Below are 14,452 nucleotides of genomic sequence, written 5' to 3'. Positions count from 1 at the left end.
GGGTCAGTGGTTGCGCGGGAATCCCAGGTCGACGCCGGACGGGGCGTCGGCCGGGTCCGGCCAACGCGTGGTGACGACCTTGGCTCGGGTGTAGAAGCGCACCCCGTCGTTGCCGTAGACGTGGTGGTCGCCGAAGAGGGAGTCCTTCCAGCCACCGAAGGAGTGGTACCCGACCGGGACCGGGATCGGTACGTTCACGCCCACCATGCCGGCCTGGATCTCCAGCTGGAAGCGGCGGGCGACCCCGCCGTCGCGGGTGAAGATCGCGGTGCCGTTGCCGTACGGGGAGGCGTTCATGAGGGCGACGCCCTCCTCGTACGTGTCGGCGCGCAGCACGACGAGCACCGGGCCGAAGATCTCGTCGCGGTAGGCGTCGGAGTCGGTGGAGACGCGGTCCAGCAGCGAGATGCCGATCCAGTGGCCGTCCTCGAAGCCCTCCACGGTGTGACCGGTCCCGTCCAGGACGACCTCGGCGCCCTGCGCGGCGGCGCCGGTGACGTAGGAGGCGACCCTGTCGCGGTGGGCGGCGGTGATCAGCGGGCCCATCTCCGAGTCGGGGTCCGCGCCGGGGCCGATCTTGATCTTCTGGGCGCGGTCCTTGATGCGGGCGACCAGCTCGTCCCCGATCGCGCCGACCGCGACGACCGCCGAGATCGCCATGCAGCGCTCGCCGGCGGAGCCGTACGCGGCCGAGACCGCCGCGTCGGCGGCGGCGTCCAGATCGGCGTCGGGCAGCACCAGCATGTGGTTCTTCGCGCCGCCGAGCGCCTGTACGCGCTTGCCGTTGGCGGACGCGGTGGCGTGGACGTGGCGGGCGATCGGGGTGGAGCCGACGAAGGAGACCGCGGCCACGTCCGGGTGGGAGAGCAGTGCGTCGACCGCGACCCTGTCGCCGTGCACGACGTTCAGCACGCCGTCCGGCAGCCCGGCCTCGGCGGCCAGTTCGGCCAGCAGCACCGCGGCGGACGGGTCCTTCTCGCTCGGTTTGAGGACGAAGGTGTTGCCGCAGGCGATGGCGAGCGGGAACATCCACATCGGCACCATGGCCGGGAAGTTGAACGGGGTGATCCCCGCGACGACGCCCAGCGGCTGGCGGATGGAGGCGACGTCCACCCCGGCGGACACCTGGGTGGACAGCTCACCCTTGAGCTGGGTGGTGATCCCGCAGGCCAGCTCGACGATCTCCAGCCCCCGGGCCACCTCGCCGAGCGCGTCGGAGTGCACCTTGCCGTGCTCGGCGGTGATCAGGCCCGCGAGCTCGTCGCGGTGGGCGTCGAGCAGTGCGCGGTAACGGAACAGGACGGACGTCCGGGCCGAGAGCGAGGAGAGGCCCCAGGTCGCGAAGGCGGCCCTGGCGGCGGAGACCGCGGCGTCCACCTCCTCGGCGGAGGCGAGGGCGACGCGGGTGGTGACGGCTCCGGTCGCGGGGTCGGTGACCGGGCCGAACTCGCCCGACGTGCCCTCGACGGTCTTGCCACCGATCCAGTGATGCACGGTCCTGACCATGACGATCTCCTTCGGACTTCTCGGACTTCTCGACGTCTCGACGTCTCGACTTCTCGGGCTTCGGCGGGGGCTTCGGCGGGGGCTTGTGGCACTTCGGCGAGGACTTCTCGGACGGCGACCCGGACGTCAGAGACGGCGGCGCCGGGTCGCCCGCCGACGGTCGTACACCTCGCGTGCTTCCACGGCCGCCGGGCGGGTGGCCGTCTCGGCCACGGGCACATCCCACCACGCCTGGACCTCGGAAGGGCCCGGTACTCCGCCGGGTGTCCGGCCTCCGGTGCGGCCGGACGCGTTGGCGAGCGTGACGTGGACGCAGACGGGGTGGTCGGCGGCCCGCGCCTCGGCGAGGGCCGCGCGGAGTTCGCCCACGGTACGGGCGCGCAGGGCCCGCATGCCGAGGGAGGCGGCGTTGGCGGCGAGGTCCAGGGGGAGCGGGTCGCCGGTGTACGCGCCGGTGGCGTCCCGGTGGCGGTAGTCGGTGCCGAAGCGCTCGCCGCCGACGGCCTCCGAGAGCCCGCCGATGGAGGCGTACCCGTGGTTGTCGAGCACGACGAGCTTGACCGGCAGCCGCTCCTGGACGGCCGTGACGATCTCGGTCGGGTTCATGAGGTACGTACCGTCGCCGACGAGGGCCCAGACCGGGCGGCCGGGGGCGGCCAGCTGGACGCCGATGGCGGCCGGGATCTCGTATCCCATGCAGGAGTAGCCGTACTCGACGTGGTACTGCCGGGGCGATCGTGCCCGCCACAGACGGTGCAGGTCGCCGGGGAGCGAGCCGGCCGCGTTGATCAGGACGTCGTCCTCGGTGACGAGGGCGTCGAGCAGGCCGAGGACCTGGGTCTGGGTGGGTGCCGCGTCGGGATCGGGGGCGGCGAAGGCGGCGTCCACCCCGTCCTCCCAGCGGGCTTTCGCCGCCGTGTACGCGCTTCTGTGGCCGGGGTCGGCCCGGTGGCCGTGGGCGCCGAGGGCGGCGGTGAGCGCTTCGAGGCCGGCACGGGCGTCCGCGACGAGCGGGAGGGCGGCCTGCTTGTGGGCGTCGAACCCGGTGACGTTGAGGTTGACGAACCGGGTCGCCGGATCGGGGAAGAGGGTGGCGGAGGCGGTGGTGAAGTCGGTCCAGCGGGTGCCGACGCCGATCACCAGGTCGGCCTCGCGGGCCAGTTCCTCCGCGGTGGCGGTTCCGGTGTGGCCGATGCCGCCGACGTCCTGCGGGTGGTCGTGGCGCAGCGCGCCCTTGCCCGCCTGGGTGGTGGCGACGGGGATGCCGGTGGCGGCGGCGAAGGTGGCGAGGGCCTCTTCGGCGGCGCTGTGCCGCACCCCGCCGCCCGCGACGAGGAGCGGCCGGCGGGCGGCGCGCACCGCGTGGACGGCCCGGTCGAGTTCGTACGGGTCGGGGGCGGGCCGGCGCACGTGCCAGACCCGCTCGGCGAGGAACTCCTCGGGCCAGTCGTACGCCTCGGCCTGCACGTCCTGCGGCAGCGCGAGGGTGACCGCGCCGGTGGCGACCGGGTCGGTGAGTGTCCTTACGGCCTGGAGGGCGGCGGGGATCAGCGCTTCGGGGCGGGTGATCCGGTCGAAGTAGCGGGAGACCGGGCGCAGGCAGTCGTTGACCGACACGTCCCCGGCGTGTGGGAGTTCGAGCTGCTGGAGCACCGGGTCGGCGGGCCGGGTGGCGAAGGTGTCGCCCGGGAGGAGGAGGACGGGCAGGTGGTTGACGGTGGCGAGGGCGGCGCCGGTGACGAGGTTGGTGGCCCCGGGGCCGACGGAGGTGGTGACGGCGTGGGCGGAGAGCCGGCCGGACTGCCGGGCGTAGCCGACCGCCGCGTGCACCATGGCCTGTTCGTTGCGGCCCTGGAGGAAGGGCATGCGGGGCGTGCGGGGGGCTTCGGGACTCGCCGGGCCCCCGGTTTCGAGGAGCGCCTGGCCGATTCCGGCGACGTTGCCGTGGCCGAAGATGCCCCAGGTGGCGGCGATCAGGCGTTGCCGGTGTCCGTCGCGTTCGGTGTACTGCCGGGCGAGGAAGGCGATCAGGGCTTGCGCGGTGGTCAGACGGACGGTCACCTGCGGTCCTCCGGGGCGGCGTACAGCGGGAGCCGGGGATCGGCCGGGCGGGCTTCCCAGGTGTCCCTGATCCAGGCGTGGTCGGGGTGGTCGCGGATCAGCCAGGCGCGTTCCTCGCCCGGTCCGGCCATCACGTTGAGGTAGTAGAGGGCGCCCTCGGGCGGCGCGATGGAGGGGCCGTGCCAGCCGTCCGGGACGAGGACCGCGTCACCGCCCCGCACCTCGGCGAGCACGTCGGCGCCGCCGGGGCGGGACGGGGAGACACGGTGGTAGCCGGGGCCGCCGCGCTCCAGTTCGAAGTAGTAGATCTCCTCCAGCACCGACTCCACGCCGGGCTCGGCCTCGTCGTGCTTGTGCGGCGGGTAGGAGGACCAGTTGCCCGCCGGGGTGAGGACTTCGACGGCGATGAGACGGTCGCAGGCGAAGGTGCCGGCGGCGGCGAAGTTGTTGACCTGCCGGGCGCAGGTGCCGGAGCCGCGCAGTTCGACAGGTACCTCCGACGCGGGACCGTAGCGAGCGGGGAGCTGTCGCTCGCACTTCGCTCCTGCCAGGGCGAAGCGGCCCCCCGCGTCGGAGGTGATCTGTGCGGTGGCATCGCGCGGTAGGTACGCGAAGTCGGCCACCCCGCTGAACACGCTCTCACGGCCGGTGAGTTCAAAGATGTCACCTGCCGTGTGCACCGTACAGCCGCCGGTCAACGGGAGAACGATCCATTCGCTCTCCCCGGTGACGAGTGTGTGAACTCCACCCGGCGGCAGGTCGAGCACCCGAAGGCTCGAACGCTCCCACCGCGCCCGCTCCGGACCGATGTCCAGGGCGTACGGGGCGTCTTCGGGGCCGCCCCTCAGGTGCAGGTGGCGGGGCGGGGACCCGGGCCGGGGCGAGGAGGCGTCGTCGCAGGTGGTCATGGAGTCTCCCTACCCCCGCCGAACCCCGGCGGGGCCGTTCGGCGTGGGTCTTCCGGTCCTGCTGTGCGCCGGAGCAGCCCGGCCGCCGTGTCGACGGCCCGCGCGACGTCCCCGTCCGGCGGGTAGAGCAGCGCCCGGCCCACCACGAGGCCGCGCACGGTCGGCAGCCCCAGAGCGCCGCGCCACCGCTCGTACGCGCCGTCCAGGTCGTCGCCGACCTCGCCGCCGAGCAGCACGGCGGGCAGGGTGGACGTCTCCATCACCCGGGCCATGTCGGCGGGGCGCTCGGTGACCGGGACCTTCAGCCAGGTGTACGCGGACGACCCGGCGAGACCCGAGGCGACGGCGATGGCGGTGGTGACGGCCGGGATGCTGAGGTCCGTACGGAGCCGGCCGTCCTCCCGGTGGCAGAGGAAGGGCTCCACGAACACGGGCAGCCGGTGGGCGGCCATCGCGTCGATGGTGCGGGCGGCGGTGTGCAGGGTGTCGAGGGAACCCGGGTCCTCGTGGTCGATGCGCAGCAGCAGCTTGCCCGCGTCGAAGCCGCGTCCGGCCAGGTCGAGAGGGCGGAAGCCGGTGAAGCGGTCGTCCAGTTCGAAGGCGGCCCCCGCGAGGCCGCCCCTGTTCAGCGAGCCCATGACGACCTTGTCCTCCAGCGCGCCGAGGAGCAGCAGGTCGTCCACGATGTCGGCGGTGGCGAGCACTCCGTCGACGCCGGGGCGGGAGAGGGCGAGGCAGAGCCGTTCGAGGAGTTCGAATCGGTGCGCCATGGCGAGGGCCCGGCCCCCCACGGCGAGCGCCCCGCGCGCGGGATGGTCGGCGGCGATGACGAGCAGCTGTTCGCCGGGGCGTACGAGGGGCCTGCGGCGCCTGCGGGCGGCGGCCTCCTCGATGGCCTCCGGGTGCTCGGCGCGCAGCGTCACGAGGTCGGCGAGCGAGGCGGCGGCGGGGCTCACGCGTCGGCCCCGGTGGGGGCGGTGGGGGCGGACCCCGTCGCGAGCCCGGGTTCCGGTCCGTCCGGCACCTCTCCGAGGGCGAGGGCGTGTTCGACCTCGGCCGGGAAGGGCATCGCGGACGAGCAGGCGAGGCGGGAGGCGACGATGGCCCCGGCCGCGTTGGCGTACCGCATCACGCGTTCGGTCTCCCATCCGGCGAGCAGCCCGTGGCAGAGCGCCCCGCCGAACGCGTCCCCCGCGCCGAGTCCGTTGACGACCCGCACGGGGAGCGGGGGCACCTCGGCGACCGTACCGTCACGGTGGACGGCGAGCACCCCCTCGGGCCCCTGTTTGACGACGGCGAGTTCGACTCCGGCGTCGAGCAGGGCGCGGGCGGCGGCGTACGGCTCGTGCTCCCCGGTGGCGACGGCGCACTCCGCGAGGTTTCCGACGGCGACGGTGGCGAGCGCGAGGGCTTCCCGGTAGCGGCGCGGGGCCTCGGGGTCGGTGTCGCCGCCCTCCCAGAACATCGGCCGCCAGTCGAGGTCGAACACGGTGACCGGCCGCCGCTCCGGTGCGCCCGATGCCGGCCCCGTACGAGGACCGCCCGTACGGGCGGCGAGGGCGGCGAGGGTCGCGGTACGGCTGGGTTCGGCGCTCAGCCCGGTGCCGGTGACCCAGAAGATCCGTGCGGCGCGCACCGCGTCCAGGTCGAGTTCGTCCGCGTGGATCTCCAGATCGGGCGCCTTGGGCAGGCGGTAGAAGTAGAGCGGGAAGTCGTCGGGCGGGAACAGTTCGCAGAAGGTGACCGGGGTCGGGTACGCGGCCACCTCGCCCACCCACCGGTCGTCCACCCCGAACTCCCGCAACCGCTCGCGCAGATACCCGCCGAAGGGGTCCTGTCCGGTACGGGTGACGACGGCCGTCCGGAGTCCGAGCCGGGCACCGGCCACCGCCACGTTGGAGGGCGACCCCCCGAGGAACTTGGCGAAGGTGTCGACTTGCGCGAGGGACACTCCCGTCCGCAGCGGATAGATGTCCACACCGATGCGTCCCATGGTGATCAGGTCGTACGGCTGAGGCATACGTGTCCCTTCTCCCTGCCCGCCGGAGCGCGGGACGACGCGTCCGGGGCCCCGGACGCGGGCCCGCCCGGGGCACGCCCCGGGCACCGCGGACCACGGGACAGCCCTACCCCGGAACACCGTCAACATTTGGCCGGGACATGCGGACGCGCCCTTGACTCCACCGGGACAGGGGCCGAGGGTGGCCGATATGACCCGTTCCGCACCCGCCCCCTCCCGTATCCGTATCGGTTCGGCGCCCGACTCCTGGGGCGTCTGGTTCCCGGACGATCCGCAGCAGGTGCCCTGGCGGCGCTTCCTGGACGAGGTCGCGGCGGCCGGGTACGAGTGGATCGAGCTGGGCCCGTACGGTTATCTGCCCACCGACCCCGCCCGGCTCGCCGACGAGACCCGCAGCAGAGGACTCTCGGTCTCCGCCGGAACGGTCTTCACGGGGCTGCACCACGGGCCGGAGGTCTGGGACAGGACCTGGGAGCACGTCGCCGGGATCGCGGAGCTCACCCGGGCGATGGGCGCGGAACACCTCGTCGTCATCCCGTCGTTCTGGCGCGACGACAAGACCGGCGAGGTACTGGAGGACCGCACCCTCACGCCCGCGCAGTGGCGCGACCTCACCACCCAGACCGAGCGGCTCGGCCGGGAGGTGCGGGAGCGGTACGGGCTGCGGATCGTCGTCCACCCGCACGCCGACACCCACATCGACAGCGAGGAGAACGTCGACCGGTTCCTCGACGCCACCGACCCCGGCCTCGTCTCCCTCTGCCTGGACACGGGGCACTATGCCTACTGCGGCGGGGACAGCGTGGAACTGCTGCGGACGTACGGGGAGCGGATCGGCTACCTCCACCTGAAGCAGGTCGACCCCGAGGTGCTGGCGAAGGTGATCGCCGAGGAGCTGCCCTTCGGGCCGGCCGTCGCCCGGGGCGTGATGTGCGAACCGCCGCGCGGCGTCCCGGCCCTGGAGCCGGTACTCGAAGCGGCGCGGGCACTCGGCACCGACCTCTTCGCGATCGTCGAACAGGACATGTACCCCTGCGCCCCCGACGCCCCGCTGCCGATCGCCCGCCGCACCCGCGCCTACCTCCGCTCCTGCGGCGCCCCGCCGCCCGCTCCGTGAAGCCGTGATGCCGTGAAGCGGTGACCGATACGAGGCGGGGGTGGGCGCGGTGTCCCCGCGCCCACCCCCGCCTCGTCGTACGACCGGGCCGGCCGCTCTTGTCATACCAACTGCGCCTGCTTCTCCGGCACGACGACCGGCGCCTTGGGGCCGCGGCGGTCCGCGACCAGCATCAGGACGAGGCCGAACACGACCCAGCAGCCCAGCACGAGCGCGGGTGTACCGGCGCCGGTGCCGTCGAAGAAGGCGTTGGCGCGCAGCAGGCTCCCGGAGGCCCCCGGCGGGAGGATCTGCCCGAGGGTGGCCCACCCACCGGGCAGCCAGTGGGCTCCGCCGGCGAGTCCGGAGAGCGGGTTGCCGAGGAGCATGACCACGGCGGCGCCGAGGCCGAACCCTGCCATGCCCATCAGGGCTTCGAGCCCGAGGAGGGTCATCACCAGGGCCCCCAGGCCCAGGGACATCCCGAGGCTGCTGAGCAGGTAGCCGCCGCTGAGGGAGCCGGTGCCGAACTGGAGGAAGGCGGTGACCGCGAACCCGGCCAGCAGGGCGACCCCGACACCTCCGGCGAGGCGGCGACGGAGTCCGGAGTGCCCCGGGAAGAGACGCGTGAGGAGCACGGCGGGAATCATGCCGCCGAAGATCATGGGGAAGGCCGCGGCGGCGAAGCCCGCGCCCTTCGGGTCGTCGGCGGGGAAGGGCTTGAGGTCGGTGACGGTGGCCTCGGCATGCTGCTGTTGCGCTATCCCGTTGCCCATGGCGGTCACGGCCGCGGTGGGCTGCGACCCTCCGGCGGTGGCGGTGTACACGGTGACGTGCCCGGGGGTCATCGCTATGCCGCCCATGACGTCGCGGTTCTCCATCGCCGACTTCAGGTCCGTCTCGTCGTCGTAGGTGGTGACGTTCCACTCGTCTCCGGAGAGAGCGCCGGTGACGGCCTCGGTCGCCTGCGCGGATCCGGTGACCCCTACGGGGAGTTCGTGAGGGCCGCTGTTCACCGAGGGCAGGGCGAAGGCGCAGAGCATGAGGACCACGGCGGCGGCCAGGCCCACGACGACGGCCAGGAGCTTGCGCGCCTGCCCGGTCGGTGCGGGCGGGGTGATTTGCTGGGTCATGGTGGATTTCCTCGCGGTTGGCCGGTGGGTGGACGTCTGGCAGGCGCCGTCGTGACGTACGCGGCGGGAGACAGGCTGCGGGGGGAGAGAGGCGGCAGGAGAGAAGCAGCAGGAAAACGGCAGGGAAGAAGTTGCCGGCGGAAGGCAGAGCGCGTCACCGCTGGAGCGTCGCCGGACGAACGCGCCGCACCCGCGGGTGCGGCGGAAACGATGCGGGTGGGGCGGACACGATGGGGGTGGGGCGAGGGTGCACGAGCCCTTCCTCAGCCTCACCCAAGGTCTTGATACAAGAATACAAGGTACATTGATGCGTGTGTCAAATGAAGAGTTCCACCCTGCCGTCCAGGTGCCGTCCGACTTGGTCGAGGCGGCCCTCCGGGCGTCGCGGGCGCGCGGGACGGCCGTCGCCGACGTGTCGATGCAGGCCATCGCCCAGGAGGCGGGCATCTCCCGCAGCACCCTGCTGCGCCGCCTCGGCGGCGCACGGCAGGCCCTCGACGAAGCGGTCCGGGCCGCCGGTGTCGACCCCGGCGGCCACAAGCCCGTGCGCGAGCGCGCCGTGGAAGCGGGAGCGGCACTCATCAGCGACGACGGCCTGGCCGCGCTCTCGCTCGAACGCGTAGCCGCGGCGGCCGGATGCTCGGTGCACAGCCTCTACGCCGCGTTCGGTGGCCGGGACGGGATGATGCAGGCCATCTTCGAGCGGTACGGCCCGTTCGTGAACATCGAAGAGGTCCTGGCCGCCCGCCCCGGGGACCTGCGGAGCACGGTCCGCAGGATCTACGCCCACCTCACCGAGGTCGTCGGGCTGGAACCCCGGGTACTTCCCGCGATCCTCGCCGAGGTCCTGGCCCGGCCCGGGAACGACGCGACAGAGGCCCTCGCGCGCCACATGGTCCCGCGCCTCTATTCGAGCATCGGCGAGTGGCTGAGCCGGGAGGTCGAGGCGGGCCGCATCCGCGACTTGCCACTCATCGCACTGATCCACCAGATGTCGAACCCCCTGCTCATGCACCTCCTGCTCCGGCCGGCCCTGGAACTCGTCCCCGACCTCGTGATCCCCTCCGTCGAGGAGATGTGCGACGCCTTCACCGAGGCATTCGTGCACGCCGTGGGACTGCCCGAATCCTGACGCGCCCGGGCGTGGGGCCGGGGCGCGGGCCGGGGCGCGGGGCCTGGGCGCGGGCCGGGGCGCGGGGCCTGGGCGCGGGCCGGGGCGCGGGCCATCCTCGCGGCCGACGAGCTGCGAGCCGGCAGCTGCGGGATGCGGGATGCGGGATGCGGGATGCGGGATGCGGGATGCGGGCAACACGGGGCGACGGCACGCGGGTAACGGGCGCGGGCTGCCCGCAGCGAGCAACGAGCAGAGAGCCACGAGCAACGAGCAGAGAGCAGCGATCGCCCGTCTTCGTCGCACATGCACCGGTTGTGTACGACGTGCGTCACAGATGCGCGACAACCCTCGGCTGCGGGCCCTCCCGGTCGTTCGACAGGTCACCACTGACTGATCGTCAACTGTTGCACCGCGGCGCCCCTCAGGCCTGAAACGCCACCGCGGTGCGGCGACGCGCAGAGAGGCGACACTCGATGACGGACAGCACGCTCTGGTCCTACAAGGACATCGCCGCGCACATCCGGGTCCTGCCGGACACCGTGCGCTCGTACCGTAAGAACGGCTTCCTGCCCGACCCCGACCAGGTGCGGGACGGTCGGCCCTACTGGTACCCGGACACCGTCCGCCACTGGGTTGCCCGCCGGCCCGGCAACCGCAACCGGAGCCGCACGCTCGCGAGTCGGCCGACCTGAGCGGACCGCGCGACCCGAGCGGACCGGCGACCCGGGCCATCCGGGCGGGCCGAGCGGGCCGAGCGGGCCGAGCGCGAGTGCGAGTGCGAGCGGAGCCAGCACGGTCCGGCCCGACAAGGAGTGCGAGCGGAGTCGACCAGTCCCGCCGGGCGAGGCGGGTGACCCACCCACGCCGCTCATCGGCCGGACAGCTGGCTCCCCGGCCACCCGTCCGCGCAGTCGCCCGGCCCGCGCAGTCGCCCGTCGTGCGGCTACTCGGTGCGCGGGCGTCCCGGTTCGATGATCGTCACCCCCGCTGCCGGGGCCGTGCCCATGGAGGCGAGGGCAGCAGGGGCTTCGGCCAGACCGATGGCGGAGGTGACCAGGAGGTCGGGGCGGAGCGTCCCCGCCCGGACCATGTCCATCATCGGTGGGTAGTCGTGGGCCGCCATTCCGTGGCTGCCGAGGATCTCCAGTTCCAGCGCGATCACTCGGGGCATCGGGACGACCGGGTCCCCGGCCGCCGGGGGCAGCAGCCCGACCTGCACATGGCGTCCTCGCCTGCGCAGGCTCCGCACGGAGGCGGCGCAGGTCACCGGCGACCCGAGGGCGTCGAGCGAGAGGTGTGCCCCGCCGCCCGTGAGTTCACGGACGACGGCGTCGGCGCCCTCCGGGTGGGCCGACGCGTCCACGCACGCCGCCGCTCCGAACGACTTCGCCAGGTCGAGCGCGGCGGCGGAGACGTCCACGGCCACCACCCGGGCCCCGGCGGCCACCGCGATCATCACGGCGGAGAGCCCCACCCCGCCGCAGCCGTGCACCGCCACCCACTCCCCCGGCGCGACCCGGCCCTGGCCGGCCACCGCACGGAACGCCGTGGCGAACCGGCACCCCAGACCGGCCGCCGTGGCGAAGGAGAGCTCATCGGGCACGGTCACCAGGTTGACGTCGGCGTTCTCCAGCGCGACGTACTCGGCGAACGAGCCCCAGTGGGTGAACCCGGGCTGGGTCTGTCGCTCGCACACCTGCTGCGCTCCCGTGGCGCAGGCTTCGCACCGTCCGCAGGCGCAGATGAACGGGACGGTGACCCGGTCGCCGGGGCGCCAGTTGGCGACTCCGGCGCCGACCGCCTCGACCACTCCGGCGAGTTCGTGGCCCGGCACGTGCGGGAGGGTGATGTCCTCGTCGTGCCCCATCCAGCCGTGCCAGTCGCTCCGGCACAGCCCGGTCGCCTCGACCCGGACCACCACCCCCTGCGGGGCCGGGACCGGATCGGGTACCTCCTGGATCCGCGCCTCCTGACCGAATTTCTCGAACACCACTGCCCGCATGGCCCCGCCCTCCGTCACGTCACGCGCCCCGGCGGCACGCCCGGTGGGGACGGTACGGCGCGCCACCCGGCCGTGTCCCCTCCCACGCCCCGCCCATAACTTCTGCCCCCCTGCCTCTTCTTCCGCGTACCTGCCCTCCCGCGTACCGCCGCAGGTCCCCGGCCCTCGGGGGCTGCGAGTCGCCGGTGGCGTCGGCCTCGGCTACCCCCGGCGATCGAGGTGTTCCGGCCCCGGTCGGTAGCGGGCGCTGCGCGACCCACCCCGCCCGTCCACCCCCCGCCCGTCCACCCACTGGCCGGGTACGGACGTCGTGTGCGCGAACGGGGCGGCGGCCGGTCCCTCTTCGAGGCCGAACCTCCGGTGGAGAGCGCGCAGCGGGGCGGGTGCCCACCAGGTGGCCCGGCCCATCACCTTCATGACCGAGGGCACCAGCAGGCTGCGCACCACCATGGCGTCCATCAGCACAGCCAGCGCGATGCCGAGTCCGAGCATCTTCGTGTTGGTCACCCGCGAGATCCCTATGGCGACCATCACCACCGCCAGGATCACGGCGGCGGCGCTGATGAGTCCGCCGGTGTGACGCAGCCCGAAGGCGATGGAGCCCTCGTGCTCACCGGTCCGGTCGTACTCCTCCTTGATGCGGGAGAGGAGGAAGACGCCGTAGTCCATGGAGAGCCCGAAGGCGACGCAGAACATCAGCACGGGCAGGGTGGTCTCGATGTCACCGGTGCTGGTGAAGGAGAGCGGGCCGGACAGGTGGCCGTCCTGGAAGACCCAGACGACCGCGCCGAACATGGCCGTCAGGCTGAGGGTGTTGAGCACCACGGCCTGAACGGGGATCAGGACGCTCCCGGTGAGCAGGAAGACCAGGAGCAGGGTCACCACGACGATGATGCCGACGGCCCAGGGAAGTCGGTCGGCGATGGCGCCTTTCGAGTCGACGAGTACGGCGGCCGACCCGGTCACCGAGGTCTCGACGGGCGCGTCGAGCGCGCGGAGGTCCTGGACGAGTCGCTGGGCCCCGGACCCGACCGCCTCGCCCTCGGGAACCACGCTGTAGGCGGCCGAGTCCCCCTCCGTCACCGGACCGTCCACCCGCGCCACCCCCTTTGTGGCGGCGATCCGCTCGCGGAGCGCGGTGTACTGGGCGGGGGTCGCGGGCCCTCGGGCGAGCAGGGTGAGGCCGCCACCCGGGGACCCGGGGAAACCCTCGCGGATGTGGTCCTGCACCATGCGCGAGGTCGAGCTCGCGGGCAGCTGGCGGTCGTCGGCCGTACCGAACTTCACGCCCAGGAAGGGCAGCCCCAGCAGGATGAGCACGGCCGTGGTGGCCACGGCGACGACAGGGGCGCGGCGCATCACCAGGTCGGCGAGACGGGCCCAGCCCCGGCCGGCCGTCACGTGCCGCGCCGGGCCGACACCTCTTCGGCGGACCAACGCACGCCTCAGGTCCAAGGCGTTGACCCGGGGGCCGAGCAGCATCAGCGCGGCGGGCAACAGGATGAGGGCCGCCCCGGCTGCCAGGAGCACCACCGCGATTCCGGCGTAAGCGAAGGAGCGCAGGAAGTACTGGGGGAAGACGAGCATCGCCGAGAGCGAGACCCCGACCGTGAGCGCGGAGAAGAGCACGGTGCGCCCCGCCGTACGGAGTGTGGTGCCGACCGCGGCGCGCGGGTCCGCACCGGCGGCCATCTCTTCCCGGAACCGGCGCACGATGAACAGGGCGTAGTCGACGGCGAGCCCGAGGCCCAGGGCGGTCGTGAGGTTCTGGGCGAACACGGAGACCTCGGTCAGCTCCGTCATGCCGCGCAGCACGGCGTTGGTCCCCAGGATCGCCACGATGCCCACGGCGAGAGGCAGCAGGGCCGCCACCGCGCTGCCGAAGACCATCACCAGCAGGACGAGGGTGACCGGCAGGGCGACCAGCTCCGCCCTCAGCAGATCCTCCTGGATGATCGACTGCATCTCGTGCCGCACGGCGATCGGTCCGCCGACCGAGACCTCCACCGGACCGTGCTCCCCTTCGAAGAGAGGGGCGATCCGGTCGAGCGTCTCTCCGGCAGCCTTCTCCTCGCCGGTGATGTGCGCGGCGATCAGCGCTTCGTGTCCGTCCCGGGCACGCAGGGCGGGGGCGGAGGTCTGCCAGTAGGAGCCGACGCCGGTGACCCCCTCCTCGGCGGCGAGGCGGTCGGTGAGGCGCGCGGCTTCCGCCGCCACCGCCGGATCGTCGACCGAGGCGGCCCCGCTGTCGATCAGCAGCAGGACATTGGGCTGGGAAGAGGGGAACTCCCGCTCCAGCGCTCGTGTCGTCCAGGTCGATTCGGCGGCCGGGTCCTCCCAGCCGCCGCTGGCCATCCGGTCGCCGACACCACTCCCGGCGAACACCGCGAGCCCGGTGAGCACGAGTGCCGCCAGCAGAGCCAGCCGAGGCCGCGCCGTCACGAAACGGATCCAGCGACCGAGCCGTCGCGGGCTCTCGACTACACGCATGATGCGGTGTCCCCTCCACCAGGCCCGGGCTGCGCGGGGCAGCACGGACCAGCCATTGCCACGTAGACTGGCAAACACGAGTGCTCGCTCGCGTTTCTCAAGAATGCGAGCACCTGCTCGTG

Annotated in this window: 11 protein-coding genes; 3 read left to right on the top strand and 8 right to left on the bottom strand. The window is 73.2% G+C overall.

Annotated elements, in window-relative coordinates; translation table 11 throughout:
- Positions 1 to 3: 3 nt before the first annotated feature.
- The 5 genes from OHT52_RS20300 to iolC form a co-directional block, all read right to left on the bottom strand.
- A complete protein-coding gene (locus OHT52_RS20300) occupies positions 4 to 1,506 on the bottom strand; it encodes a CoA-acylating methylmalonate-semialdehyde dehydrogenase (RefSeq protein WP_328721603.1) in 1,503 nt (500 codons plus the stop codon).
- Between the two features lie 126 nt (positions 1,507 to 1,632).
- Complete coding sequence (iolD, locus tag OHT52_RS20295; protein WP_328721602.1) at positions 1,633 to 3,567, bottom strand: 3D-(3,5/4)-trihydroxycyclohexane-1,2-dione acylhydrolase (decyclizing); 1,935 nt, start codon at positions 3,565 to 3,567, stop codon at positions 1,633 to 1,635.
- Positions 3,564 to 4,475, bottom strand: coding sequence for a 5-deoxy-glucuronate isomerase (gene iolB / locus OHT52_RS20290; RefSeq protein WP_328721601.1), 912 nt, complete (start codon positions 4,473 to 4,475; stop codon positions 3,564 to 3,566). The genes iolD and iolB overlap by 4 nt, the downstream gene beginning before the upstream one ends.
- Positions 4,472 to 5,431, bottom strand: a complete 960-nt coding sequence (locus OHT52_RS20285; RefSeq protein ID WP_328721600.1) for a Cgl0159 family (beta/alpha)8-fold protein — start codon at positions 5,429 to 5,431, stop codon at positions 4,472 to 4,474. Before OHT52_RS20285 ends, iolB begins: the two co-directional genes overlap by 4 nt.
- Positions 5,428 to 6,495: a 5-dehydro-2-deoxygluconokinase gene (gene iolC / locus OHT52_RS20280; protein WP_328721599.1), complete on the bottom strand. Its 1,068-nt coding sequence runs from the start codon at positions 6,493 to 6,495 to the stop codon at positions 5,428 to 5,430. The genes OHT52_RS20285 and iolC overlap by 4 nt, the downstream gene beginning before the upstream one ends.
- Positions 6,496 to 6,685: 190 nt before the next feature.
- On the opposite strand from iolC, the gene OHT52_RS20275 reads away from it, so the two are divergent.
- Complete coding sequence (locus OHT52_RS20275) at positions 6,686 to 7,612, top strand: sugar phosphate isomerase/epimerase family protein (RefSeq protein WP_328721598.1); 927 nt, start codon at positions 6,686 to 6,688, stop codon at positions 7,610 to 7,612.
- 101 nt (positions 7,613 to 7,713) lie between these two features.
- On the opposite strand, the gene OHT52_RS20270 is transcribed toward OHT52_RS20275, so the two are convergent.
- Positions 7,714 to 8,724, bottom strand: a complete 1,011-nt coding sequence (locus OHT52_RS20270) for a hypothetical protein (protein WP_328721597.1) — start codon at positions 8,722 to 8,724, stop codon at positions 7,714 to 7,716.
- A gap of 313 nt (positions 8,725 to 9,037) precedes the next feature.
- On the opposite strand from OHT52_RS20270, the gene OHT52_RS20265 reads away from it, so the two are divergent.
- Both OHT52_RS20265 and OHT52_RS20260 read left to right on the top strand, forming a co-directional pair.
- Positions 9,038 to 9,856, top strand: coding sequence for a TetR/AcrR family transcriptional regulator (locus OHT52_RS20265; RefSeq protein WP_328721596.1), 819 nt, complete (start codon positions 9,038 to 9,040; stop codon positions 9,854 to 9,856).
- 455 nt (positions 9,857 to 10,311) lie between these two features.
- The gene (locus OHT52_RS20260; RefSeq protein ID WP_328721595.1) at positions 10,312 to 10,530 is read left to right on the top strand and encodes a MarR family transcriptional regulator; all 219 of its coding nucleotides are present in this window, start codon (positions 10,312 to 10,314) and stop codon (positions 10,528 to 10,530) included.
- A 251-nt stretch (positions 10,531 to 10,781) separates the two neighbouring features.
- On the opposite strand, the gene OHT52_RS20255 is transcribed toward OHT52_RS20260, so the two are convergent.
- Complete coding sequence (locus OHT52_RS20255) at positions 10,782 to 11,840, bottom strand: zinc-dependent alcohol dehydrogenase family protein (protein WP_328721594.1); 1,059 nt, start codon at positions 11,838 to 11,840, stop codon at positions 10,782 to 10,784.
- Positions 11,841 to 12,041: 201 nt separating this feature from the next.
- Positions 12,042 to 14,330, bottom strand: a complete 2,289-nt coding sequence (locus OHT52_RS20250; protein ID WP_328721593.1) for an MMPL family transporter — start codon at positions 14,328 to 14,330, stop codon at positions 12,042 to 12,044.
- Positions 14,331 to 14,452 lie beyond the last annotated feature (122 nt).

The organism is Streptomyces sp. NBC_00247 (genome assembly GCF_036188265.1).
Lineage (GTDB): Bacteria > Actinomycetota > Actinomycetes > Streptomycetales > Streptomycetaceae > Streptomyces.
The sequence above is the reverse complement of the archived record's forward strand: the minus strand, read 5'-3'. Positions and strand labels throughout refer to the sequence as shown.

Bases quoted from the DNA above. Each gene is read 5' to 3' on its own strand.
- OHT52_RS20300 (WP_328721603.1), bottom strand. From the start codon at position 1,506: ATGGTCAGGACCGTGCATCACTGGATCGGTGGCAAGACCGTCGAGGGC.
- iolB (WP_328721601.1), bottom strand. From the start codon at position 4,475: ATGACCACCTGCGACGACGCCTCCTCGCCCCGGCCCGGGTCCCCGCCC.
- iolC (WP_328721599.1), bottom strand. From the start codon at position 6,495: ATGCCTCAGCCGTACGACCTGATCACCATGGGACGCATCGGTGTGGAC.
- OHT52_RS20275 (WP_328721598.1), top strand. From the start codon at position 6,686: ATGACCCGTTCCGCACCCGCCCCCTCCCGTATCCGTATCGGTTCGGCG.
- OHT52_RS20270 (WP_328721597.1), bottom strand. From the start codon at position 8,724: ATGACCCAGCAAATCACCCCGCCCGCACCGACCGGGCAGGCGCGCAAG.
- OHT52_RS20260 (WP_328721595.1), top strand. From the start codon at position 10,312: ATGACGGACAGCACGCTCTGGTCCTACAAGGACATCGCCGCGCACATC.
- OHT52_RS20255 (WP_328721594.1), bottom strand. From the start codon at position 11,840: ATGCGGGCAGTGGTGTTCGAGAAATTCGGTCAGGAGGCGCGGATCCAG.
- OHT52_RS20250 (WP_328721593.1), bottom strand. From the start codon at position 14,330: ATGCGTGTAGTCGAGAGCCCGCGACGGCTCGGTCGCTGGATCCGTTTC.